The organism is Pseudomonas sputi, assembly GCF_021603585.1.
Taxonomy (GTDB): Bacteria; Pseudomonadota; Gammaproteobacteria; order Pseudomonadales; family Pseudomonadaceae; genus Aquipseudomonas; species Aquipseudomonas sputi.
Genome location: NZ_BQHI01000022.1, coordinates 14,015 through 36,728 on the forward strand (window position 1 = coordinate 14,015; position 22,714 = coordinate 36,728).

Consider the following 22,714-nt stretch of genomic DNA (forward strand, 5'->3'; position numbering starts at 1 on the left):
GAAGGGTTGCGCGGCATGCTAGGACCCACGTCCGGGCCTGTCAAGGCGCGATGGACGGCCCCTTGCATGACTTCGAAGGCTTGCGTACAATCGCGCACCCTGAACTTCCTGGGCAGCACCTGCCTTACGCAATTGCACTTGGGCCGTTCCAGCCCCATGCAGCCATGCCAGCCAATACCTCTTCTTATAAAGAGCTGGGTGAGCAGGATTATCGGAGAAATACCATGTACGCAGTAATCGTTACCGGCGGTAAGCAATACAAGGTCGCTGAAGGTGAATACCTGAAGATCGAAAAACTGGAAGTCGCCACTGGCGAATCCGTGACTTTTGACCGCGTTCTGTTGGTCGCCAACGGCGACGACGTGAACATCGGCGCACCTGTTGTTGCTGGCGCAACCGTCAAGGCTGAAGTGATCTCCCAAGGTCGTCACGATAAAGTCCGCATCATCAAGTTCCGTCGCCGTAAGCACCACATGAAGCGTATGGGCCACCGCCAGTGGTTCACCGAGATCAAAATCACCGGTATTCAGGCTTAATTACAGCCTAATTCCTCACTAGGAGAATTGAACTCATGGCACACAAAAAAGCTGGTGGTAGTACCCGTAACGGTCGCGACTCAGAAGCCAAACGCCTTGGCGTGAAGATGTATGGCGGCCAGGTCATCAAGGCCGGCAACATCATCGTGCGTCAGCGCGGCACCCAATTCCACGCTGGCTACGGCGTTGGCATGGGTAAGGATCACACCCTCTTCGCGAAAATCGAAGGCGTGATCAAGTTTGAAGTAAAAGGCGCCTTCGGTCGTCGTTACGTGAGCGTTGTCGCAGCCTAACTGCGAGAGTGCTGGAGAAGCCCTGTCTTGCGACGGGGCTTTTTCGTTTGTGGGGTGAGTCTCTTGCAAAGCTGTTTGTATGGGCTGCCGGCGTGCGATGCAGGTCGTGGATTGGGGTCGCTGCGCTCATTTTTGCAAGAGTCTTATGTCTTGATTGTTTTTCGGCTCGTCCGTACGGCGAGAGGCGTTGGTTATGAAGTTTGTTGATGAAGTATCGATCCGCGTAAAGGCTGGCGACGGCGGCAATGGCTGCATGAGTTTTCGTCGCGAAAAATTCATTGAAAACGGCGGTCCGAACGGTGGTGATGGCGGTGATGGCGGTTCCATCTACATGATGGCCGACGAAAACCTCAACACCCTGGTGGACTACCGCTACACCCGGCACTTCGATGCCGAGCGTGGTTCCAACGGCGGCAGCACCGACTGCACCGGCAAGAAGGGTGAAGACCTGATCCTGCGCGTGCCGGTTGGCACCACCGTGATTGACTCTGCCACCCAGGAAGTCATCGGCGACCTGACCAAGGCCGGTCAGAAACTGATGGTGGTGCAGGGCGGCTGGCACGGTCTGGGCAACACCCGTTTCAAATCCAGTACCAACCGTGCGCCGCGCCAGACCACGCCGGGCAAGCCGGGCGAGCAGCGCGACCTGAAGCTGGAAATGAAAGTGCTGGCCGACGTCGGTCTGCTGGGCCTGCCGAACGCCGGTAAAAGTACCTTTATCCGTTCGGTGTCGGCTGCCAAGCCGAAAGTTGCCGATTACCCGTTCACCACCCTGGTGCCTAACCTGGGTGTGGTCAGTGTCGATCGCTGGAAAAGCTTCGTCATCGCCGACATTCCGGGTCTGATCGAAGGTGCTTCCGACGGTGCCGGTCTGGGTATTCGTTTCCTCAAGCACCTGGCGCGTACTCGCCTGCTGCTGCACCTCGTCGACATGGCGCCGCTGGATGAAAGCAGCGCGCCGGACGCCGCTGAGGTGATCGTCAACGAGCTGATCAAGTTCAGCCCGTCGCTGGCCGAGCGTGATCGCTGGCTGGTGCTGAACAAGTGCGACCAGATCCTCGAAGAAGAGCACGAGGCGCGGGTCAAGGAAATCGTTGATCGTCTGGAGTGGACTGGTCCGGTCTACGTGATCTCGGCCATCGCTAAAGAAGGCACCGAGCGCCTGACGCGCGACATCATGCGTTATCTGGAAGATCGTGCCGATCGCCTGGCCAATGATCCGGCCTACAAGGAAGAACTGGCCGATCTCGATCAGCGCATCGAAGACGAAGCTCGTGCGCAGTTGCAGGCGCTGGATGACAAGCGTGCCCTGCGTCGCAGTGGTGTGAAGTCGGTTCACGACATCGGTGACGATGACTGGGACGAAGAAGATGTGGATGACGAAGACGGTCCGGAAATCATTTACGTGCGTGACTGATTCGTTGCAGTAAACTTAAGCGCCGCTCAATCGAGCGGCGTTTTAGTATCTGGAAATCGATTGTTGGTCGCGAAGAACCACGAATAACGTCACGGGCGGTGCCAGGTCGCGCTGCCCTCAAGCTAAGGTTGAAGATGATGCGGAGCAAGGTGACAGGTGCGCAGCGTTGGGTCGTGAAGATCGGCAGCGCTTTGCTGACGGCGGATGGCAAAGGGCTGGATCGCGCGGCAATGAGTGTCTGGGTCGAGCAGATGGTGGCTTTGCATGAGGCTGGCGTCGAGCTGGTGCTGGTGTCCTCCGGGGCAGTGGCGGCGGGCATGAGTCGCCTGGGCTGGACCGCGCGACCCAGTGCGATGCATGAGCTTCAGGCTGCCGCTGCAATCGGTCAGATGGGCCTGGTGCAAGCCTGGGAGTCGAGCTTTGCCGAGCATGGTCGGCACACGGCGCAGATTCTCCTGACCCATGACGACCTGTCCGACCGCAAGCGCTACCTGAACGCTCGCAGCACCTTGCGTGCGCTGGTCGAACTGAAAGTTATCCCGGTGATCAACGAGAACGACACCGTCGTCACTGACGAAATCCGCTTCGGCGACAATGACACGCTCGCGGCGCTGGTGGCCAACCTGGTCGAGGCCGATCTGCTGGTGATCCTGACGGATCGCGACGGCATGTTCGATGCCGATCCGCGCAATAACCCTGGCGCGCAGCTGATTTACGAAGCGCGCGCCGATGATCCGACACTGGATGCAGTGGCGGGCGGCACCGGCGGTGCGCTGGGGCGTGGCGGCATGCAGACCAAGTTGCGCGCGGCGCGTCTGGCGGCGCGTTCCGGGGCGCACACCATCATTGTCGGTGGGCGTCTGGAGCGCGTGCTTGATCGTCTGAAGGCGGGTGAGCGCATTGGTACGCTGCTGTCGCCTGAGCGCGGCATGCTCGCGGCGCGCAAGCAGTGGCTGGCCGGGCATCTGCAAACCCGTGGCACGCTGGTGCTGGATGATGGCGCGGTTTCTGCGTTGTCCCAGGGCAACAAAAGCCTGCTGCCGGTCGGCGTCAAACTGGTTCAGGGCAGTTTCCGTCGTGGCGAAATGGTGGTGTGCGTGGCACCGGACGGTCGTGAGATTGCCCGTGGCCTGGCTAACTACAGCGCGCTGGAAGCACAAAAAATCATCGGTCAGTCGTCGGATGCGATTGTCGGTTTGCTGGGTTACATGGCTGAGCCGGAACTGGTTCACCGTGACAATCTGATTCTGGTGTAAGGAAAAACGCGATGCGCATGGCAAAAGGATTGTTGGGCTTGTTGATGGCGTTGCCATTGCTGGCCTCGGCCGAGGAGATCGGCCAGGTGTCGACGGTGTTCAAGTTTGTCGGGCCGAACGACCGGATCGTGGTCGAGGCATTCGATGATCCGAAGGTCGAGGGTGTGACCTGCTATCTGTCGCGCGCCAAGACCGGTGGTGTGAAGGGTGGGCTGGGTCTGGCCGAGGATCGTGCCGAGGCGTCCATTGCTTGCCGTCAGGTTGGGCCGATCAACTTCAAGGGCGAGTTGAAGGATGGTGAAGAGGTGTTCAAGGAGCGCACTTCGCTGGTGTTCAAGACCATGCAGGTGGTGCGCTTCCTGGACAAGAAGCGCAATACGCTGGTGTATCTGGTCTACAGTGATCGCCTGATCGAAGGCAGTCCGCAGAATGCGGTGACGGCGATTCCGATTCTGCCTTGGGCATCGGCTCGTTGATCGCGTGTAAGAAGGGGAGCCGGCTGGCTCCTCTGTTTTTGCCCTGAGTTCAGCAAATCGCAGGCAATAAAAAACCGACCCTGAGGTCGGTTTTTTAATGACTACGTCGCTTAGGCAGCTTCTTTCAGTGCCTTGACGTGGCCATTCAGACGGCTCTTATGACGAGCAGCCTTGTTCTTGTGGATGATGCCTTTATCGGCCATACGGTCGATAACTGGCACAGCCAGAACGTATGCAGCTTGAGCTTTTTCAGCGTCTTTTGCGTCGATGGCTTTAACTACATTCTTGATGTAGGTACGAACCATGGAACGCAGGCTGGCGTTGTGGCTGCGACGCTTCTCAGCCTGTTTTGCACGTTTTTTGGCGGAAGGTGAGTTGGCCACCGTCGAGCTCCTCGAAAGACTTTTTAGGAAATAGCAAACAAAATAGGCCGCGAATCATGCCGATGAGTTGAAGTCTTGTCAAGGGCGCTTGAAACGTTCCGCTAAGTGGTAGGTGTGGTGCGACGGGATATTTCTTTCCGGCGTGTGACCTGTAAACTCGCGAGCTTTGGCTCTGTGCTGTTGCGGCGCGGAGTATCGCACAAGTGGGCGCGTTATTCGCCTGCTGTTTATCGACAGGCACACATTCCTTCAATGAATCTGCTCAAATCGTTGGCCGCCGTCAGCTCTATCACGATGCTTTCCCGGATTCTCGGGTTTGTTCGCGACACGCTCATTGCCCGTATCTTCGGCGCCGGAATGGCAACCGACGCCTTCTTCATCGCCTTCAAGCTGCCCAACCTGCTGCGCAGGATTTTTGCCGAGGGCGCGTTTTCCCAGGCTTTTGTGCCGATCCTGGCCGAATATAAAAGCCAGAAGGGCGAAGAGGCGACCCGCACCTTTATTGCCTACGTTTCCGGTCTGCTGACGCTGGTGCTGGCACTGGTCACCGCGCTGGGCATGATTGCCGCGCCCTGGGTGATCTGGGCCACGGCGCCGGGTTTCACCGATACGCCGGAAAAATTCCAGCTGACCTCCGACCTGCTGCGAGTGACCTTTCCTTATATATTGCTGATCTCTCTGTCTTCGCTGGCGGGAGCAATCCTCAATACCTGGAACCGTTTCTCGGTTCCGGCGTTCGTGCCGACCCTGCTCAACGTCAGCATGATCGTGTTTTCGCTGTTCCTGACGCCGTACTTCGATCCGCCGGTCATGGCCCTCGGTTGGGCGGTGCTGGTCGGTGGCCTCGCCCAGTTGCTCTATCAACTGCCACACCTGAAGAAGATCGGCATGCTGGTGCTGCCGCGCCTGAATCTGCGCGATACCGGTGTCTGGCGAGTCATGAAGCAGATGCTGCCGGCGATCATCGGCGTCTCGGTCAGCCAGATTTCCCTGATCATCAACACTATTTTCGCCTCGTTCCTGGTGGCGGGCTCGGTGTCGTGGATGTACTACGCCGACCGTTTGATGGAGCTGCCGTCCGGTGTGCTCGGCGTCGCGCTGGGTACGATCCTGCTGCCGACGCTGGCCAAGACCTACGCCAGCAAGGATCGACACGAATATTCACGGATTCTCGACTGGGGCCTGCGCCTGTGCTTCGTGCTGGTGCTGCCGTGCGCGCTGGCGCTGGGGATTCTGGCTGAGCCTCTGACGGTTTCGCTGTTCCAGTACGGTCAGTTCAGCGGGTTTGACGCGGAGATGACCCAGCGGGCGTTGATTGCCTATTCTGTCGGTCTGCTCGGCATTATCGTGATCAAAGTGCTGGCGCCGGGCTTTTATGCGCAACAGAACATTCGTACTCCAGTAAAAATTGCAATTTTCACTCTGGTGGTTACTCAGCTGTTCAACCTGGTGTTGATCGGCCCGCTGGCGCACGCCGGTCTGGCACTGGCGATCAGCGCCGGTGCTTGCCTGAACGCCGGATTGCTGTTCTATCAACTGCGCAAGCAGCAGATGTATCAACCGCAGCCTGGCTGGCTGAAGTTCGGTTTCAAGCTGTTGGTCGCGGTGGCGGTGATGTCGGCGGTGCTGTTGATCGGCATGCATTTCATGCCCGCGTGGGATCAGGGCCACATGCTTGAGCGTTTCCTGCGCCTGGGCGCATTGGTAATTGCTGGTGTCGTCGCTTATTTCGGTATGTTGCTGCTGCTCGGTTTCCGTCTGCGCGACTTCAATCGCAAGGCGTTGAGCTGAGGTTCCACCCTTGAAACACGGGCGCGAGCCGGCAGTTTTGTCGGCTGGTTTATTTTGGGTTACGGTGTTGCCTGTCGTCGGCCGTCGGGTGTGGTTATAATCGGCCACTTTATGAGCAAGAAGCGCGTTATGCAGCTGGTTCGAGGCCTCCACAATCTGCGCCCCCAGCATCGGGGCTGCGTCGCCACTATTGGCAACTTTGACGGTGTTCACCGTGGTCACCAGGCCATCCTGGCCCGACTGCGTGAGCGTGCGCTCGAGTTGGGCGTACCCAGCTGCGTGGTGATTTTCGAGCCGCAGCCACGGGAGTTCTTTGCCCCGGAGACCGCGCCGGCGCGTCTGGCCCGGTTGCGCGACAAGCTGCAACTGCTGGCCGCCGAAGGCGTCGACCGGGTCTTGTGTCTGGCGTTCAACCAGCGCTTGAGCAAGCTGAGCGCCAGCGAATTCGTCGATACCATCCTGGTTGATGGCCTCGGTGTGCAGCATCTGGAGGTCGGTGACGATTTCCGCTTCGGTTGCGACCGTCTCGGCGATTTCGATTTCCTGTTGCAGGCCGGGCAGGTTCACGGTTTTACCGTGGAAGCGGCGCAAACCGTCGAGCTGGACGGCATTCGTGTCAGCAGCACCCAGGTGCGCAACGCGTTGGCCGCCGCCGATTTTGCTTTGGCCGAACGTTTGCTCGGTCGCCCGTACCGAATTGCCGGGCGTGTGCTGCATGGCCAGAAACTGGCCCGCCAACTGGGTACGCCCACGGCGAACATTCAATTGAAGCGCCGTCGCGTACCGTTCACCGGGGTTTATCTGGTCGACGTCGATATCGACGGCAAGACCTGGCCCGGCGTCGCCAATATCGGCGTGCGGCCCACGGTCCAAGGTGATGGCAAGGCCCACCTTGAAGTCCATCTTTTAGATTTTGCCGGCGATCTGTATGACCGGCGTTTGACGGTGGTTTTCCACCAGAAGCTGCGTGAAGAGCAGCGTTTCGCCTCCCTGGAGGCATTGAAAACGGCGATCAGCGCGGATGTCGCCGCCGCCCGTGCACTAGCCGCACCTAGCGCCCATCGCTAATGAAGAGCCTTAAATGACCGACTATAAAGCCACGCTAAACCTTCCGGACACCGCCTTCCCAATGAAGGCCGGCCTGCCACAGCGCGAACCGCAGATCCTGCAGCGCTGGGACAGTATTGGCCTGTACGGAAAGTTGCGCGAGATTGGCAAGGATCGTCCGAAGTTCGTCCTGCACGACGGCCCTCCGTACGCCAACGGTACGATCCACATCGGTCACGCACTGAACAAGATTCTCAAGGACATGATCATCCGCTCGAAGACCCTGTCGGGCTTTGATGCGCCGTATGTCCCGGGCTGGGATTGCCACGGCCTGCCGATCGAACACAAGGTTGAAGTGACCCACGGCAAGAACCTGGGCGCGGACAAGACCCGCGAACTGTGCCGTGCCTACGCCACCGAGCAGATCGAAGGGCAGAAGACCGAGTTCATCCGTCTCGGCGTGCTGGGCGACTTCGCCAACCCGTACAAGACCATGAACTTCAAGAACGAGGCCGGTGAAATCCGCGCCCTCGCCGAAATCGTCAAGGGCGGTTTCGTGTTCAAGGGCTTGAAACCTGTGAACTGGTGCTTTGATTGCGGTTCGGCCCTGGCCGAAGCGGAAGTCGAGTACGAGAACAAGAAGTCCTCGACCATCGACGTGGCCTTCCCGATCGCCGACGAAGCCAAACTGGCCGCCGCGTTCGGTCTGCCGTCCCTGAGCAAACCTGCCTCGATCGTGATCTGGACCACCACCCCGTGGACCATCCCGGCCAACCAGGCGCTCAACGTTCACCCGGAATTCACCTACGCGCTGGTCGACATCGGCGACAAACTGCTGGTGCTGGCTGAAGAGCTGGTCGAATCCTGCCTGACCCGTTACGGCGTCGAAGGCAACGTATTGGCCACCGCCCCGGGTTCGGCGCTGGAGCTGATCAATTTCCGTCATCCGTTCTACGACCGTCTGTCGCCGGTGTACCTGGCCGACTACGTGGAACTGGGCGCTGGCACCGGCGTGGTTCACTCCGCCCCGGCCTACGGCGTGGACGACTTCGTGACCTGCAAGAAATACGGCATGGTCAACGACGACATCCTCAACCCGGTACAGAGCAACGGCGTCTACGTGCCGTCGCTGGAGTTCTTCGGCGGCCAGTTCATCTGGAAGGCCAACCCGGCCATCGTCGAAAAACTGACCGAAGTCGGTGCGCTGCTGCACACCACCGTCATCGAACACAGCTACATGCACTGCTGGCGCCACAAGACCCCGCTGATCTACCGCGCCACCGCGCAGTGGTTCATCGGCATGGACAAGGAGCCGGTATCCGGCGACACCCTGCGCCAGCGTTCGCTCAAAGCCATCGAAGACACCAAGTTCGTTCCGGCGTGGGGCCAGGCGCGCCTGCACTCGATGATCGCCAACCGTCCGGACTGGTGCATCTCTCGCCAGCGCAACTGGGGCGTGCCGATCCCGTTCTTCCTGAACAAGGAAAGCGGCGAACTGCACCCACGTACCGTCGAGCTGATGGAAGAAGTCGCCAAGCGCGTTGAAGTCGAAGGCATCGAAGCCTGGTTCAAACTCGACGCCGCCGAACTGCTGGGCGATGAAGCGCCGCAGTACGACAAGATCAGCGACACCCTTGACGTCTGGTTCGACTCGGGCACCACTCACTGGCACGTCCTGCGCGGTTCGCACCCGATGGGTCACGAGACCGGCCCGCGTGCCGACCTGTACCTGGAAGGTTCGGACCAGCACCGTGGCTGGTTCCACTCGTCCTTGCTGACCGGTTGCGCCATCGACAACCACGCGCCGTACCGCGAGCTGCTGACTCACGGTTTCACCGTGGACGAGTCCGGTCGCAAGATGTCCAAGTCCCTGGGCAACGTGATCGCGCCGCAGAAAGTCAACGACACCCTGGGCGCCGACATCATGCGTCTGTGGGTCGCCTCGACCGACTACTCGGGCGAGATGGCCGTGTCCGAGCAGATCCTGCAGCGCAGTGCGGACGCCTATCGTCGTATCCGTAACACCGCGCGTTTCCTGCTTTCCAACCTGACCGGTTTCAACCCGGCCACCGACCTGCTGCCGGCCGAAGACATGCTGGCGCTGGATCGCTGGGCGGTGGACCGCACCCTGCTGCTGCAACGCGAGCTGCAAGAGCACTACGGCGAATACCGTTTCTGGAACGTCTACTCGAAGATCCACAACTTCTGCGTGCAGGAGCTGGGTGGTTTCTATCTCGACATCATCAAGGACCGCCAGTACACCACCGGCGCCGACAGCAAGGCCCGTCGTTCGTGCCAGACCGCGCTGTTCCACATCTCCGAAGCGCTGGTGCGCTGGATCGCGCCGATCCTGGCCTTCACCGCCGACGAACTGTGGCAATACCTGCCGGGCGAACGCAACGAGTCGGTGATGCTCAACACCTGGTACGAAGGCCTGACCGAGTTGCCGGAAGGCTTCGAGCTGGGTCGCGAGTACTGGGATCGCATCATGGAAGTGAAGGTGGCGGTCAACAAAGAGATGGAAATCCAGCGCGCGGCCAAGGCCGTCGGTGGCAACCTGCAAGCCGAAGTGACGCTGTTCGCCGAGGAAGCGCTGACCGCTGATCTGGCCAAGCTGAGCAACGAGCTACGCTTTGTCCTGATCACCTCGACCGCCACTGTTGCGCCGTTCGTGCAGGCTCCGGCCGATGCCGTGGCCACCGAAGTCAGCGGCCTGAAGCTGAAGATCGTCAAATCCGCCTTCCCGAAATGTGCCCGTTGCTGGCACTGCCGCGAAGACGTCGGCGTGAATCCGGAGCATCCGGAAATCTGCGGCCGTTGCGTGGACAACATCGATGGTGCCGGCGAGGTTCGTCACTATGCCTAATGCCGTTGGCCGTTTCGGACGGCTGAGCTGGCTCTGGTTGAGCTTGCTGGTTCTGGTCATCGACCAGGCCAGCAAGTTCTACTTCGAAGACAAGCTCGAGATGTTCCAGCAGATCGTGATCATCCCTGATTACTTCAGCTGGACACTGGCCTACAACACTGGCGCCGCCTTCAGCTTCCTCGCGGACAGCTCGGGCTGGCAGCGCTGGCTGTTCGCCCTGATCGCAATCGCGGTCAGTGCGGTGCTGGTAGTCTGGCTCAAGCGCCTGGGCCGCAACGAAACCTGGCTGGCCATCGCACTGGCGCTGGTGCTGGGCGGCGCACTGGGCAATCTGTATGACCGCATTGCCCTGGGCCATGTGATCGACTTCATTCTGGTGCACTGGCAGAACCGCTGGTACTTCCCGGCGTTCAACTTCGCCGACAGCGCCATCACCGTTGGCGCGGTGATGCTGGCACTGGACATGTTCAAAAGTAAAAAAACCGGAGAAACCGTTCATGACTGAACAGGTATTGGCTGAGCAGCGCATCGGCCAGAACACGGAAGTCACCTTGCACTTTGCATTGCGCCTGGAGAACGGCGACACGGTCGACAGCACCTTCGACAAGGCACCGGCGACTTTCAAGGTCGGCGACGGCAACCTGCTGCCAGGCTTCGAGGCTGCCCTGTTCGGTTTCAAGGCCGGCGACAAGCGTACCCTGACCGTCGAACCGGAAAACGCCTTCGGCCAGCCGAACCCACAAAACGTGCAGATCATCCCGCGTTCGCAGTTCGTGGACATGGAGCTGTCGCCGGGTCTGCTGGTGATCTTCAACGATGCGGCCAATACTGAGCTGCCGGGTGTGGTGAAAGAGTTCGACGACGCGCAAGTGACCGTCGACTTCAACCACCCGCTGGCTGGCAAGACGCTGACCTTTGACGTCGAAATCATCAACGTCAAAGCACTGTAATCGCTGTTCTGCAGGAGCCGGCTGACCGGCTCCCGTAGTGATCCAATCTTTCGCGCGCAAGACACGAGGCACCGCATGCAAATCAAACTCGCCAACCCCCGTGGCTTCTGCGCCGGCGTGGACCGGGCGATCGAAATCGTCAACCGCGCCCTGGAGGTCTTCGGGCCGCCGATCTACGTGCGTCATGAAGTGGTGCACAACAAGTTCGTGGTTGAGGACCTGCGCAGTCGTGGCGCGATCTTCGTCGAAGAGCTGGATCAGGTGCCGGACGATGTCATCGTGATCTTCAGTGCCCACGGCGTCTCGCAAGCCGTGCGTACCGAAGCCGCCGGTCGTGGCCTGAAAGTGTTCGACGCCACCTGCCCGCTGGTGACCAAGGTGCACATCGAAGTCGCGAAGTACAGCCGTGACGGTCGCGAGTGCATCCTGATCGGCCACGCCGGCCACCCGGAAGTCGAAGGCACCATGGGCCAGTACGACGCCAGCAACGGTGGCGCGATCTACCTCGTCGAAGACGAGAAGGATGTCGCCGAGTTGCAGGTGCGCAACCCCGACAAACTCGCCTTTGTCACCCAGACCACGTTGTCCATGGATGACACCAGCCGCGTCATCGATGCGCTGCGTACGCGTTTCCCGGCCATTGGCGGGCCGCGCAAGGACGATATCTGCTACGCCACCCAGAACCGTCAGGACGCGGTCAAGCAACTGGCCGACGAATGCGACGTGGTGTTGGTGGTGGGCAGCCCGAACAGTTCCAACTCCAACCGCCTGCGTGAACTGGCCGAACGCATGGCCACGCCGGCCTACCTGATCGATGGCGCCGAAGACCTGCAGAAGAGCTGGTTCGACGGTGTCGAGCGTATCGGCATCACCGCCGGTGCTTCCGCCCCGGAAGTTCTGGTGCGCGGCGTGATCCAGCAGTTGCAGGCCTGGGGCGCCACCGGCGCTGACGAGCTTGACGGGCGTGCGGAGAACATCACGTTCTCGATGCCTAAAGAGCTGCGCGTTCGCTCGATCTGACCGCCTTATCCTTTCGGCACAGCGCCTGTTCAGCCTTTTGGTTGGCCAGGCGTACGCGACCGGTCGCCGCCAGCACCACCTGAAGCTGGCTGACCGGCTCGCGAGCCGAGCACAGATGTAACGTCCCCGCCTGAAACTTGCGGTCCGGCACCAGTGGCTGGCCCAGGCTGCTGAAGCGTATGTACCGGCTCACCAGCCAGTTGCCGACAATCGGTATCTTTCCGTCACTCGCCTGCTCGATCAGCAATGGATTACCGGCATCCCCCGGTCCCTTTCCGCTGAGATCCAGAATGATCCGCCAGCCCTGGCCCCAATCGCCGTTGATGCCATGAATCACCACGCTCTGATTGCGCGTGATGGCCATGGTCCGGGCATTGCGAATCCCGTCGAGCAGAGACTGCGCGGCCTGCTGCCGCCGGTTTGATTCGGTGAAGTCCGCCAGCGCCGGACTGACCAGCGACAGAACAATTGCGCCGATCGCCAGTCCCATAAGCAGTTCGACCAGACTGAAACCCTGTTGCGGCATGTGCGCGTCCTCCCTGGATTGTGCACAGCAGCGCAGTCCGTGCGCTGCACGCGGTAAATCAACCGGCGCCCGCCGGTCGAATGTTCTAGGTTTGTACAGGTATAGCCGACGGCAACGGAGGGCATCGATGGATCATCGTACAAAAGGTTTCACGCTGATCGAGCTGTTGGTGGCGGTCGCGGTGTTTGTGATCCTGATCACGATGGCGGTGCCGGCATTCACCCGTTCGGTGCAGGGCAGCAAGGCCGACACCGAAGTCGGCGACCTGCAACGGGCCCTCAATTACGCAAGGCTCGAGGCGATCAACCGGGGCGTCACCACCCGCTTGCGGCCGAGCGCCGGCGGCAGTGTCTGGACCGGTGAGCTGTCGGTCTACGACAGTACTGGCACTCCGGCCAATGTATTGCGGGTTGTTCCAGCGATGAGCAGCGGCGCGACTCTGACGCTACCCTCTGGAGTGACCGCACTGGACTTCAACAATCTGGGCGGGCTGGCGGCACCGTCCACGGCGGTGGTCATCAGTTACACGCTGGGCACGCAAAGCAGGACGCTGAACGTGTGTCTGAACGGACGAATTCAATTGGGTGGAAGTTGCGGATGAGGGCAGGGAGCAAGCACGCACAGGAAGGCATGACGCTGATCGAAGTGCTGGTCGCGTTGTTGATTCTGACGGTCGGGTTGTTGGGCGCGGCGGCGGTCCAGCTCAATGCGCTGAAGTACACCGACAGTTCGCGCATGACCAGCCAGGCGAGTTTCATCGCCTACGACATGATGGACAGGATTCGCGCCAATTCCGGCGCCGACTACACCGTCACACCGCCGACCACGGGCAACCTGAGTGTCGCCCGGGATCAGGATCTCTACGACTTCACCACCAATATCGTCAATTTCGGCGGCCCGACCGCCACCGGCAGCATCACCCTCAATCAACGCGTGTACACCATCACCATCACCTGGAGTGACGCGCGCGCCGCCAATACGACCGGTGCAACCCGCAGCTTTGTCCTGAGCAGCCGCGCCGCGGTCGATCCGGTGGCCACGCCATGAAGCGGCATAACCTGGGTTTCGGTCTGATCGAAATGCTGGTCGCCCTGGCGTTGGGGCTGATCGTGGTGCTCGGTGTGGTGCAGATCTTCCTGGCGGCGAAAAACACCTACGTCAGCCAGAACAGCGCCGCCGCCATGCAGGAAGACGCGCGGTTCGTGCTGAGCAAGATGATTCAGGAACTGCGCATGGTGGGCATGTTCGGCTGCCTGGGCACGATTACCGATTCCAGCTCGGCGGGGGATTTCAATGCGGCCCAGATCACGCCGATCAGCTGGGACAACGCCAACCTCAAACTGACCCTGGTTACCGCTGATGTCGGCAGCGCGGGCGGAACGCCGACCTGGACCGTGGTCTCCGATTGCCGCAACAGCGCCATTGCTTATACCGGCGCACGGGCAGCCGCGACGGGGCAGATCGCGTTCCCGATCCGTCGGCTGGTCTACAGCTTCAGCAACAACCAGATTCTGATGGGCACCGGCAGTGGCAATCCGGCCCAGCAGGTGCTGGTGAACAATGTCAGTGCGTTCACGGTGATGTTTGGTCTGGCGAGTTCCGCGACCGATGTCGCGGCGTCTACCTACAGCACCAATCCCGGTGATCCGGCGCGGATTCGCAGCGTGCGCCTGAGCCTGACCCTCACTGACCCGAACAACCGGGTCCGCAATCAAACCTTCAACGTGGTTGCCGCCTTGCGCAACCGCTTGCAGTGAGGGGCAAGCGATGAATCTTTCTCTCCATCGGCGACGGTCCCAGGGCGGCATGGTGTTGCTGGTCAGCCTGGTGTTCCTGCTGCTTCTGACGGTGATCGGCTTGTCTTCGATGCAAAGCGCCAACCTCCAGGAAAAAATGGCGGGCAGCGTGAGCCTGCGCAATCAATCGTTCCAGACGGCCGAGGCCGCGCTGCGTATCGGCGAGAGTGCGGTGCAACTGGACGGCTACGCGCTGGCGGTGTGCGCCAGCGCCACCCAATGTGCGCCGCCGGCGGAGTCCTCGGTGGTCAGCGCGGCAGGGTTCAATTCCACGTCGGGCGTTACCTGGATCGCCGCCGGCAGCGGGTTTTACGGAGTGCAGAACATCGGCACGACCCTGACGGCGGTGAACGTACCGAGCAATACCTCGGCGACGTTGTACCGTGTCACGGCCGTCGGCATCGCCGGCACTTCGCGCAGTGTGGTGGAGAGTGTCTATGCGAAGTACTGAGCGACGCTTCAAGTGGCTGTCGCTGCTGCTCGGCATGCTGACCGGGCTTTATCTGGCTGCACCGGCGTTTGCTTTCACGCCGTCCGATTCGCCGCTGTTGAGCGCGGCGGCCGTGCCACCGAACGTCATGTTGATGATCGACGACTCGGGCAGCATGAACAGCATCATCTATGCGGCAGGATTTGATCCGACCGTGGATCGAACGCCGGCCCGGCAGTGCAACGCGGTCATTGGGCTGTGCTTCAGCTCGACCGCCATCACTGGCGATACGATCTTTCTTTCGAGCCTGCCGACCTCTGGCTGCTCCGGCGGCGCCTATGCGTTCTACAACAACAGCCTGACGCCGCTCTGCCTGAAATTGCCGGATCCGGTGGGCAGCGGCAACACCCGCTATTCGGCGGATTACATTTCCTACGTGGTCGGGCTGGCGATCAACAACGGCACGCGCGACTTCACCACCGGAGCCATTCCCAACGATTACCGGATCAACGTGGCGCGCAACGTTTCCACCACACTGGTCACCAGCAATCGCAACCTGCGCATGGGTCTGGCCACGTTCAACCCGGCCACCAGCAACAACCCCGGCAACGGTGGTTTCATTGCCCGTTCCATCAGCGATCTGTCAGCGGTCAGCGGCAGCGTGACCCAGGCCCAGGCCGACACCAACTACAACGCACTGATTTCCTCGATCAACGGCCTGAGCGCGGTGGCCAACACGCCACTGGCCGAGACCTACTACGAAATCACCCGCTACATGCGCGGGATGGCGCCGTACTACAACAGCACCCCCAGCACCTACACCAGCCCGATCCAGTACCGCTGCCAGAAAAACTACGGCGTGGTCATCACCGACGGCCTGCCGACCTACGACCGCACCTTCCCGAGCAACGACCCGCTGGGCGGCAGCCGCCTGCCGAACTGGGACGGCATCAACAATGACGGAAACAACCTGAACGGGGACGGGGAGGGCGATACGCTGTACCTGGACGATATCGCCAAGTTCGCCTTCGACATCGACATGCGCTCCTCCGGCACCGACGCGGCGGGCAAGAGCTGGAACGCGGTGGATTTCCCCAGGCAGAACATGAACACCTACACCGTAGGTTTCACCGCTTCCAACGACATGCTCTCGGACGCCGCCGACTACGGACAGGGCCGCTACTACCAGGCGACCGACAGTGCCGGCCTGAATGCCGCGCTGTCTTCGGCGTTGAGCGACATCACCTCCAAGGCTGGGTCCGGCGGTGCGGGTGTGACCAGCAGCACCACGCTGACCGGCAGCAGCAGTTTTTTCCAAACCACCTACGACCCCAAAGACTGGCGCGGCACGATCAAGTCCTTTGGGTTCAACTCGGCCGGGGCGGTCAATACGTCGGCCGTGCTGTGGACCACCGATACGGCCATCGTGCCCAGTGCCACTGCGCCGACCTATCAGTCGTGGAACTCCCTGAACAACGCGGCGGTAACGTTGGCCTACGGCAACTTCTCCCCGGCCCAGCAGACCGTCCTCAACCAGGGTTTGCCCGCCGGCATCAGCGGCAGCGACCTGGTCGAATGGAGCAAGGGCACCAACAAGACCGGGCTCAAAGTGCGCAGTGTGTTGCTCGGGGACATCATCAACTCGCCGCTGGTGCTGGCCTCGCCCACGGAAAAGACCGCTTCCGATCTGGCCGGTGACACCACTTACAGCACCTACCTGACCACCAAGGCTTCGAACATGAATACCAGCCTGGTGGTGAACGCCAACGACGGTTTTGTCAGCGTCATCAACTCGGCCAACGGTACCCGGCGCTATGCCTACATGCCGTCCAGCGTATTGCCCTCGCTGCGCCTGATTGCCGATCCGAACTACGTCAACGGCGTCAGCCACAAGTTTCTGGTGGATGGTCAGCTCGGTGTATTCGACGCGCAATTCGGCACGGCCTGGAAAACCCTGGCCATCGGCGGGACAGGAGCCGGTGGCAAGACCTTCTATGGCCTTCAGCTGTTCGACGCCTCGGCGGGCAACATCATCCGCGCCTTGTGGGAAGTCAGCGCGCCGGCCACCGCCAGCCCTTCCAACGCTTTTAATGATCTGGGTTATGCATACGCCCGTCCGGAAGTGGCACGCTTGGCCGATGGTCGCTGGGCGGCGTTCATTGCCAACGGTTACGGCAGCAACTCCGGGGTGGCGGCGCTGTATGTGCTGGATGTGCGTGACGGCTCGCTGATCAAAAAAATCGTCATCGACAGTACGGAAACCACCAACGGTTTGTCCTCGGTGAAGTTGCGGGTCAATTCGCAGAACGTGGTGCAGGCAGCCTATGGCGGTGACTTGAAGGGGCGGTTGTGGAAGTTCGATCTCAGCGCCACTTCGTCCGACAGCTGGGGCGTGGCGTTTGCCGGCAAACCGTTGTTCACCACGGCCGGCGGGGCGACTCAGCCGATCACTGCGCAACCGTTGCTGGCGGACAACGCTCTGGGCGGAAAACAGATTTTCGTCGGCACCGGTAAATTCAACGAAACCGCCGACAAGACCAACAAGGATTTGCAGGCGTTCTATTCGGTGTGGGATGCCGATGGCGGGTCGGGCCAGATCACGGTCAGCAGTTTGCAGGCGCAGGCGATTACCGGGGTGTTCTCCGGCAGTACCGGGCAGTTCGTCACCACCAGCCAGAATGACACGACTTATCCGGCGGAGAAGGGCTGGTATCTGCCGCTGGTGTACAACAACGCCTTGACTGGCGAACGGGTGATCAATCAGGCCAGTCTGGTGCTGGGACGCATCGTGTTCACCACGGCCAGTGTCGATACCACCGACCCGTGTTCCAGTTTCGGTACCGGCAAACTGATCGAACTCGATGCGTTCAGCGGTAAGATGCTCAACTACGCGGTGCTCGACACCAATGCCGATGGCGTGGTCGACAGCAACGACACGATTTCCAGCGGCGTGGTGTTCACCGGTGGTATCCCGACCCTGAACGCCATCGTCAACGGTGCATCACGCAAGGTCGTGAACGATTCCAGTGGCGGTATCACCACCCTGGTGGAAAAATCCGGCGGCGGCAGCCGTCGTATCATGTGGCGACAAATACAGTAAGTGAGAGTTGAGGCATGCGCAGATCCAACCGGGGTTTCACCTTGATCGAAATCATGATCGTGATTGCGATCATCGGTATCGTCATCACCATCGGCTATCCGAGCCTCACCGAGTACGTGAAGAAAGGCCGTCGTGCAGACGTCGTCAGCACTTTGTCGGAACAGGCACAGATCCTCGAGCGCTTCTATTCGAAGAACAACGTCTACACCGGTGTCACCGGGTTGAGCACCGGCAACGATTTCTACACCATCACGCCGACGATCACCGATCAGACCTTCCTGCTGACCGCGACCCGCAAGACCGGCACGGCCATGGCCACTGACAAGTGCGGGGATTTCACCCTCACCAACACCGGTGTCAGAAGCATGAACAACGCGACCACCGGGCTGACCACCAAGGATTGCTGGGGCCGCTGAGCCGCTTTATTTCGGGCGCCATTTGCGCCCACTGTCTTTTTTACGGTTGGATCAAACATGACCAGGCAACAGCAAGTGGTGATTGTCGGTGGCGGGGTGATTGGCCTGCTCACGGCGTACAACCTCGCCTCCGAGGTCGGCAGCGTGGTGCTGCTGGATCGTTCGAACGTCGGCCAGGAATCGTCCTGGGCCGGTGGCGGTATCGTGTCTCCGCTGTACCCGTGGCGCTACAGCCCGGCCGTCACCGCGCTGGCGCACTGGTCGCAGGATTTTTATCCACAGCTGGGCGAGCGTCTTTTTGCCGATACCGGAGTCGATCCCGAAGTGCATACCACCGGCCTGTATTGGCTGGATCTGGATGACGAAGCCGAAGCGCTGGCCTGGGCTGCGCGGGAGAACCGCCCGTTGCGGGCTGTGGATATTTCGGCGGCGCATGATGCGGTGCCGGTGCTCGGTGGCGGCTTTTCCCGGGCGATCTACATGGCCGATGTGGCCAACGTGCGCAACCCGCGACTGGTGAAGTCTTTGAAAGCAGCGTTGCAGGCGCTGCCGAACGTGACGATTCACGAGCAGTGCGAAGTCAGCGGGTTCGTCCGTGAAGGCGAACGGGTGGTGGGCGTGCAGACTTCCACCGGTGTGATCGCTGGCGATCAGATCGTGCTGACGGCGGGCGCGTGGAGCGGCGCACTGCTCAAGACCCTGAACCTTTCCCTGCCGGTGGAGCCGGTCAAGGGCCAGATGATTCTCTACAAGTGCGCGGCGGATTTCCTGCCGAGCATGGTGCTGGCCAAGGGGCGCTACGCCATTCCGCGTCGTGACGGGCACATTCTGATCGGCAGTACGCTGGAGCACGAAGGCTTCGACAAGACCCCGACGAATAACGCGCTGGAAAGCCTCAAGGCATCGGCGGTCGAGTTGCTGCCGGCGCTGGCCGATGCCGAAGTGGTGGGGCATTGGGCCGGGCTGCGACCGGGTTCGCCCGAGGGCATTCCTTACATTGGCCGGGTTCCGGGGTTTGACGGTCTGTGGCTGAACTGCGGGCATTACCGCAATGGGCTGGTGCTGGCGCCGGCGTCCTGTCAGTTGTTTGCCGACGTGATGCTGGGGCGCGCGCCGATCATCGATCCGGCGCCGTATGCTCCGGCCGGACGTATCTAGTCAGTTTTTCTTCCGGTAACTGACAAATAGCTTTCGCGGGCAAGCCCGCGAAGGGGCCCTTAATCCAGCCCCAGTTTCTTGAGCCTGTAGCGCATCGACCGAAACGACAGGCTCAACCGCTGCGCCGCCGCCGTGCGATTCCAGCGGGTTTCCTCCAGCGCCTGCAAAATCAGTTTGCGCTCGACGCTCTCAAGATAGTCTTCGAGGTTGTCGATCTGGGTGAGATCGGCAGCTCCGCCCTCGGCGGCGCCGTTACCTTCACTCAGGCGTAAATCATCGGTCTCGATCGTGCGGTTTTCACACAGGGTGTGTGCCCGTTCAAGCACGTTCTCCAGCTCCCGCACGTTGCCCGGGAAACGGTAGTTTTTCAGCGCCTCAAGGGCATGGGGATGAAGACGTGCCGCCGGTTGCCCGGTGCCATTGGCCAGGCGTTTGAGCATGTGGCCGGCCAGTGTTTCGATGTCATCGCGGCGTTCGCGCAGGGACGGCACACGCAGTTCGATCACGTTCAACCGGTAATACAGATCCTGACGAAAGCGCTCGGCAGCCACTTCCGCGTCGAGATCCTTGTGCGTCGCGCAAAGGATGCGCACGTCAACCACGGTTTCCTGTTGACCGCCGACGCTGCGCACGGCTTTTTCCTGGATCGCCCGCAGCAGCTTGACCTGCATCGGCAGCGGCAGATCCGCCACTTCATCGAGAAACAGCGTGCCGCCATGGGCCGCCTGAAACAGCCCCGGTTTATCCTCCACCGCGCCGCTGAAACTGCCTTTGCGGTGGCCGAAAAATTCGCTTTCCATTAACTCTGAAGGAATCGCCCCGCAGTTCACCGGCACAAATGGCTGGCTGGCCCGCGGGCCTTGTTCATGAATCAGTCGGGCGACCAGCTCCTTGCCACTGCCGGACTCGCCGCTGATGTAGACCGGTGCCTGGCTGCGGGCCAGTTTGTCGATCTGCTTGCGCAGGTTGCGCATCGGCGGTGAATCGCCAAGCAGCCGCCGGTCGATCGAGGTGCAGACATTACCTGCCGCCGGCATGCGCAACGCCGAGCCGACCAGCTCACGCAGGCGTGTCAGGTCCACGGGTTTGGTCAGGAAGTCGAAAGCCCCGGCCTTCAAGGCGTTGATCGCCGTTTCCAGGCTGCCGTAGGCGGTGATCATGGCTACCGGCAGTTGGGGATAACGCTGCTGAATATGCTGCACCAGTTCCAGGCCGGTGCCGTCGGGCAGGCGCATGTCGGTCAGGCACAGCTCGAAGCTCTCGCGGTGCAGCAGCGCCTGGGCTTCTGCGAGATTGCGTGCGCTGAAGGTGTCGAGTTTCATCCGTCCCAGGGTGATTTCCAGGAGTTCGCGGATATCCGGCTCGTCGTCGACGATGAGGATTTTTTGCCGTGGGCTCGTGTTCAACTTTGTTTCCGTCCGTGAGCAAAGGTGATGCGAAAGCAGCCGCCGCCTTGGCGTGATTTGAAGTCTAGGCGCGCTTGATTGCTTTCGCACAGCTCACGGGACAGATAAAGCCCAAGGCCGGTGCCCTGGCTGGTGGTGGTAAAGAACGGTTCGAACAGGTGGGCTTGATGATCCAGCGGCACGCCGGGGCCATTGTCTTGCACCTCAAGCACGGCCAGCGTGCTCTCGGGGTCGATGGACAGCGTCAGCCAGACCTCGGCCGGATCGTGCAGCAGGGCACTGTGGCGCCAACCGTTACGTAACAGATTGTCGAGAATCTGCGTGAGCTGGCCGGGATCCATCAGGGTGCGGAAGTCCCCCGGGCCGATGTGCAGGTGAATCTGCTGATGCTCGCCGGCCTGTTCGCGGCTCTCGTCGACAAACTGCTCCAGCCACGGCTTGAGATCCAGCCGTTGCGGTGCGCTCTGCTGGCGGCGGGACAGTTGCAGGACGTTTTCGATGACTCGGTTCATGCGCTGGGAGTGGTCTTGAATGATCTGCGTCAGACGCCGATCCGCGCTGTCGAGTTCCTCGGATTCCTGCAACAGCTGCGCGGCATGACTGATGGCCCCCAGCGGATTGCGGATTTCATGGGCGATACCGGCGGTCAGCCGACCCAGCGCGGCCAGTTTCAATTGCTGGGCCTGCTGGGCGATCTGTGCGAGGTCTTCGAGAAACACCAGGGTCTGGCGATTCGGGCTCTGTTCCAGGGCGACGAAACTCGGCTGCAGCTCCAGGCCGTTGCCGGCGACTTTCAGGCTTTGCGGGCGCAGGGTCGGGTTGTTCAGCCACAGTTGCAGGCGTTCGACCAGTGCGCTCGAGTGCTCATCAATCAAGTCGCCTTGGAGGTGCGGTTGTCCCAGCAGGACCCTGGCACTGTGATTGGCCAGTTGCACCCGGCGCTGTTCGTCGAGCACCAGAATGCCGGTGCGCATGCGTTGCAGGATCAGCGCGTTGAGGGCTTCGAGACCCACCACTTCGCTGGCGCGCAGCTCGGCCAGGTTCTCACTGACTTCGAGACGGCGGATCAACCCTTGTACCAGTAACGAGGCCGCAAAACACAAGGCGCCGAGGGTGCCGGCCTGCAGATAGTCGTTGGCGCTCAAGGGGTGACTGAAGCTCAGCAGAAAGCTGAGCCCGACGATGCCGAGGGTGGCGATGGCGGCGATCAGCAAGCCGATGCGTCGTCGCAGCAACGTGTTGCTGATGGCCACCGAAACGATCAGCAAGTTGCCAATCGCACTGGCCACACCGCCCGCCGCATAGAACACGCCACACAGCAGCAGAATGTCGACCAGTGACAGCGCGAACAACCGGGCCGGGCGGCGGATGTTCTCGAGGAATACCACCAGCAGAATGTTCAGCACCAGGTACAACCAGCTGCCATTGCGCAGCAACTCGTCGTTGGCCGAGGTCAGCAGGCGGTTGTCCATGTTGCTGGAGATCAGCAACACCAGGGTGATGCCGACGCTCAAACGGTACAGATGATAGAGGCGCAGCAATCGCTGAGCCTGTTTGCTGTTGGCGTTGTCGGCCTCAGCGATCACTGGAGCCGGGGCCTTGCTCGAGGTGAGCCTGGCTGCAATACCACTGTTGTTGAAGGTTCAGCGCGCGGTCGCGGGGCAGGTGCACGCCACAATGGGCGCAGCGCACCATCGGCGCGGCATCCTGTTCGCGAGGCGATCGGGCGGAGGCGGCAGGGGCCTTGAATTTGCGCCACAACCAGACAGCAGCGGCGATCAAGGCAATCCAGAACAGTAAACGAAGCATGATGGGCGGCTTTTCGGCTAATGATTCGGCAGTTTAGC

23 protein-coding genes are annotated in these 22,714 nt (G+C 60.9%); 18 read left to right on the forward strand and 5 right to left on the reverse strand.

All coding sequences use genetic code 11. The features are described from left to right. The first annotated feature begins 224 nt into the window (after nt 1–224). From rplU to L6D81_RS22830, 5 genes are all read left to right on the forward strand, one after another. On the forward strand, nt 225–536 hold the full coding sequence (rplU, locus tag L6D81_RS22810; protein ID WP_003228361.1) for a 50S ribosomal protein L21: 312 nt from the start codon (nt 225–227) through the stop codon (nt 534–536). 35 nt (nt 537–571) lie between these two features. Then, nucleotides 572–829: a 50S ribosomal protein L27 gene (gene rpmA, locus L6D81_RS22815; RefSeq protein ID WP_003228360.1), complete on the forward strand. Its 258-nt coding sequence runs from the start codon at nt 572–574 to the stop codon at nt 827–829. 193 nt (nt 830–1,022) lie between these two features. Beyond that, entirely contained in the window at nt 1,023–2,246 is a 1,224-nt protein-coding gene (gene cgtA / locus L6D81_RS22820; RefSeq protein ID WP_039771717.1) for an Obg family GTPase CgtA, read from the forward strand. Nucleotides 2,247–2,383: 137 nt separating this feature from the next. Next, nucleotides 2,384–3,502, forward strand: a complete 1,119-nt coding sequence (gene proB, locus L6D81_RS22825) for a glutamate 5-kinase (RefSeq protein WP_236182083.1) — start codon at nt 2,384–2,386, stop codon at nt 3,500–3,502. Between the two features lie 11 nt (nt 3,503–3,513). Continuing rightward, a complete protein-coding gene (locus L6D81_RS22830) occupies nt 3,514–3,978 on the forward strand; it encodes a CreA family protein (protein ID WP_085747711.1) in 465 nt (154 codons plus the stop codon). 110 nt (nt 3,979–4,088) lie between these two features. Here the strand turns inward: L6D81_RS22830 and rpsT are convergent, their stop codons facing one another. Then, nucleotides 4,089–4,361, reverse strand: coding sequence for a 30S ribosomal protein S20 (rpsT, locus tag L6D81_RS22835; protein ID WP_003228351.1), 273 nt, complete (start codon nt 4,359–4,361; stop codon nt 4,089–4,091). Between the two features lie 252 nt (nt 4,362–4,613). Between rpsT and murJ the strand changes: the two genes are divergently transcribed. The 6 genes from murJ to ispH all read left to right on the forward strand — a co-directional run bounded on the left by murJ (nt 4,614) and on the right by ispH (nt 12,035). Next, nucleotides 4,614–6,152: a murein biosynthesis integral membrane protein MurJ gene (gene murJ, locus L6D81_RS22840; protein WP_236182028.1), complete on the forward strand. Its 1,539-nt coding sequence runs from the start codon at nt 4,614–4,616 to the stop codon at nt 6,150–6,152. Between the two features lie 129 nt (nt 6,153–6,281). Beyond that, entirely contained in the window at nt 6,282–7,220 is a 939-nt protein-coding gene (gene ribF / locus L6D81_RS22845) for a bifunctional riboflavin kinase/FAD synthetase (protein WP_007959537.1), read from the forward strand. Nucleotides 7,221–7,233: 13 nt separating this feature from the next. Beyond that, the gene (ileS, locus tag L6D81_RS22850) at nt 7,234–10,065 is read left to right on the forward strand and encodes an isoleucine--tRNA ligase (RefSeq protein WP_236182029.1); all 2,832 of its coding nucleotides are present in this window, start codon (nt 7,234–7,236) and stop codon (nt 10,063–10,065) included. Then, a complete protein-coding gene (lspA, locus tag L6D81_RS22855) occupies nt 10,058–10,570 on the forward strand; it encodes a signal peptidase II (RefSeq protein ID WP_236182030.1) in 513 nt (170 codons plus the stop codon). Before ileS ends, lspA begins: the two co-directional genes overlap by 8 nt. Nucleotides 10,571–10,577: 7 nt before the next feature. Next, on the forward strand, nt 10,578–11,015 hold the full coding sequence (gene fkpB / locus L6D81_RS22860) for an FKBP-type peptidyl-prolyl cis-trans isomerase (protein WP_236182084.1): 438 nt from the start codon (nt 10,578–10,580) through the stop codon (nt 11,013–11,015). 75 nt (nt 11,016–11,090) lie between these two features. Then, nucleotides 11,091–12,035: a 4-hydroxy-3-methylbut-2-enyl diphosphate reductase gene (gene ispH, locus L6D81_RS22865; RefSeq protein WP_236182031.1), complete on the forward strand. Its 945-nt coding sequence runs from the start codon at nt 11,091–11,093 to the stop codon at nt 12,033–12,035. On the opposite strand, the gene L6D81_RS22870 is transcribed toward ispH, so the two are convergent. Then, complete coding sequence (locus tag L6D81_RS22870) at nt 12,007–12,561, reverse strand: GspH/FimT family pseudopilin (RefSeq protein WP_236182032.1); 555 nt, start codon at nt 12,559–12,561, stop codon at nt 12,007–12,009. The genes ispH and L6D81_RS22870 overlap by 29 nt on opposite strands. Nucleotides 12,562–12,688: 127 nt before the next feature. On the opposite strand from L6D81_RS22870, the gene L6D81_RS22875 reads away from it, so the two are divergent. The 7 genes from L6D81_RS22875 to thiO are packed head-to-tail and all read left to right on the forward strand — an operon-like array spanning nt 12,689 to nt 19,461. Next, nucleotides 12,689–13,162, forward strand: coding sequence for a GspH/FimT family pseudopilin (locus L6D81_RS22875; protein WP_064599521.1), 474 nt, complete (start codon nt 12,689–12,691; stop codon nt 13,160–13,162). Further along, entirely contained in the window at nt 13,159–13,608 is a 450-nt protein-coding gene (pilV, locus tag L6D81_RS22880) for a type IV pilus modification protein PilV (protein ID WP_236182033.1), read from the forward strand. Before L6D81_RS22875 ends, pilV begins: the two co-directional genes overlap by 4 nt. After that, nucleotides 13,605–14,318, forward strand: a complete 714-nt coding sequence (locus tag L6D81_RS22885) for a PilW family protein (RefSeq protein ID WP_236182034.1) — start codon at nt 13,605–13,607, stop codon at nt 14,316–14,318. The genes pilV and L6D81_RS22885 overlap by 4 nt, the downstream gene beginning before the upstream one ends. A gap of 10 nt (nt 14,319–14,328) precedes the next feature. Beyond that, nucleotides 14,329–14,808, forward strand: coding sequence for a pilus assembly PilX family protein (locus L6D81_RS22890; RefSeq protein ID WP_236182035.1), 480 nt, complete (start codon nt 14,329–14,331; stop codon nt 14,806–14,808). Continuing rightward, nucleotides 14,795–17,887: a pilus assembly protein gene (locus L6D81_RS22895; RefSeq protein ID WP_236182036.1), complete on the forward strand. Its 3,093-nt coding sequence runs from the start codon at nt 14,795–14,797 to the stop codon at nt 17,885–17,887. The genes L6D81_RS22890 and L6D81_RS22895 overlap by 14 nt, the downstream gene beginning before the upstream one ends. Nucleotides 17,888–17,901: 14 nt before the next feature. Next, complete coding sequence (locus L6D81_RS22900) at nt 17,902–18,303, forward strand: type IV pilin protein (RefSeq protein WP_085648738.1); 402 nt, start codon at nt 17,902–17,904, stop codon at nt 18,301–18,303. A 57-nt stretch (nt 18,304–18,360) separates the two neighbouring features. After that, nucleotides 18,361–19,461, forward strand: coding sequence for a glycine oxidase ThiO (gene thiO, locus L6D81_RS22905; protein WP_236182037.1), 1,101 nt, complete (start codon nt 18,361–18,363; stop codon nt 19,459–19,461). 59 nt (nt 19,462–19,520) lie between these two features. Here the strand turns inward: thiO and L6D81_RS22910 are convergent, their stop codons facing one another. From L6D81_RS22910 to L6D81_RS22920, 3 genes are read right to left on the reverse strand one after another with little or no spacing between them, the layout of a single operon-like run. Then, on the reverse strand, nt 19,521–20,867 hold the full coding sequence (locus tag L6D81_RS22910; protein ID WP_236182038.1) for a sigma-54-dependent transcriptional regulator: 1,347 nt from the start codon (nt 20,865–20,867) through the stop codon (nt 19,521–19,523). Then, nucleotides 20,864–22,453, reverse strand: a complete 1,590-nt coding sequence (locus tag L6D81_RS22915; RefSeq protein ID WP_236182039.1) for a sensor histidine kinase — start codon at nt 22,451–22,453, stop codon at nt 20,864–20,866. The genes L6D81_RS22910 and L6D81_RS22915 overlap by 4 nt, the downstream gene beginning before the upstream one ends. After that, on the reverse strand, nt 22,443–22,676 hold the full coding sequence (locus L6D81_RS22920) for a PP0621 family protein (protein ID WP_236182040.1): 234 nt from the start codon (nt 22,674–22,676) through the stop codon (nt 22,443–22,445). The genes L6D81_RS22915 and L6D81_RS22920 overlap by 11 nt, the downstream gene beginning before the upstream one ends. Nucleotides 22,677–22,714 lie beyond the last annotated feature (38 nt).

Excerpts from the sequence above, each read along its gene's own strand:
- L6D81_RS22895 (WP_236182036.1), top strand. The coding sequence starts at position 14,795 with ATGCGAAGTACTGAGCGACGCTTCAAGTGGCTGTCGCTGCTGCTCGGC.
- murJ (WP_236182028.1), top strand. The coding sequence starts at position 4,614 with ATGAATCTGCTCAAATCGTTGGCCGCCGTCAGCTCTATCACGATGCTT.
- L6D81_RS22875 (WP_064599521.1), top strand. The coding sequence starts at position 12,689 with ATGGATCATCGTACAAAAGGTTTCACGCTGATCGAGCTGTTGGTGGCG.
- ispH (WP_236182031.1), top strand. The coding sequence starts at position 11,091 with ATGCAAATCAAACTCGCCAACCCCCGTGGCTTCTGCGCCGGCGTGGAC.
- L6D81_RS22885 (WP_236182034.1), top strand. The coding sequence starts at position 13,605 with ATGAAGCGGCATAACCTGGGTTTCGGTCTGATCGAAATGCTGGTCGCC.
- pilV (WP_236182033.1), top strand. The coding sequence starts at position 13,159 with ATGAGGGCAGGGAGCAAGCACGCACAGGAAGGCATGACGCTGATCGAA.
- L6D81_RS22870 (WP_236182032.1), bottom strand. The coding sequence starts at position 12,561 with ATGCCGCAACAGGGTTTCAGTCTGGTCGAACTGCTTATGGGACTGGCG.
- rplU (WP_003228361.1), top strand. The coding sequence starts at position 225 with ATGTACGCAGTAATCGTTACCGGCGGTAAGCAATACAAGGTCGCTGAA.
- L6D81_RS22890 (WP_236182035.1), top strand. The coding sequence starts at position 14,329 with ATGAATCTTTCTCTCCATCGGCGACGGTCCCAGGGCGGCATGGTGTTG.
- L6D81_RS22900 (WP_085648738.1), top strand. The coding sequence starts at position 17,902 with ATGCGCAGATCCAACCGGGGTTTCACCTTGATCGAAATCATGATCGTG.
- ileS (WP_236182029.1), top strand. The coding sequence starts at position 7,234 with ATGACCGACTATAAAGCCACGCTAAACCTTCCGGACACCGCCTTCCCA.
- rpmA (WP_003228360.1), top strand. The coding sequence starts at position 572 with ATGGCACACAAAAAAGCTGGTGGTAGTACCCGTAACGGTCGCGACTCA.
- lspA (WP_236182030.1), top strand. The coding sequence starts at position 10,058 with ATGCCTAATGCCGTTGGCCGTTTCGGACGGCTGAGCTGGCTCTGGTTG.
- L6D81_RS22920 (WP_236182040.1), bottom strand. The coding sequence starts at position 22,676 with ATGCTTCGTTTACTGTTCTGGATTGCCTTGATCGCCGCTGCTGTCTGG.
- L6D81_RS22830 (WP_085747711.1), top strand. The coding sequence starts at position 3,514 with ATGCGCATGGCAAAAGGATTGTTGGGCTTGTTGATGGCGTTGCCATTG.
- proB (WP_236182083.1), top strand. The coding sequence starts at position 2,384 with ATGCGGAGCAAGGTGACAGGTGCGCAGCGTTGGGTCGTGAAGATCGGC.
- ribF (WP_007959537.1), top strand. The coding sequence starts at position 6,282 with ATGCAGCTGGTTCGAGGCCTCCACAATCTGCGCCCCCAGCATCGGGGC.
- cgtA (WP_039771717.1), top strand. The coding sequence starts at position 1,023 with ATGAAGTTTGTTGATGAAGTATCGATCCGCGTAAAGGCTGGCGACGGC.
- thiO (WP_236182037.1), top strand. The coding sequence starts at position 18,361 with ATGACCAGGCAACAGCAAGTGGTGATTGTCGGTGGCGGGGTGATTGGC.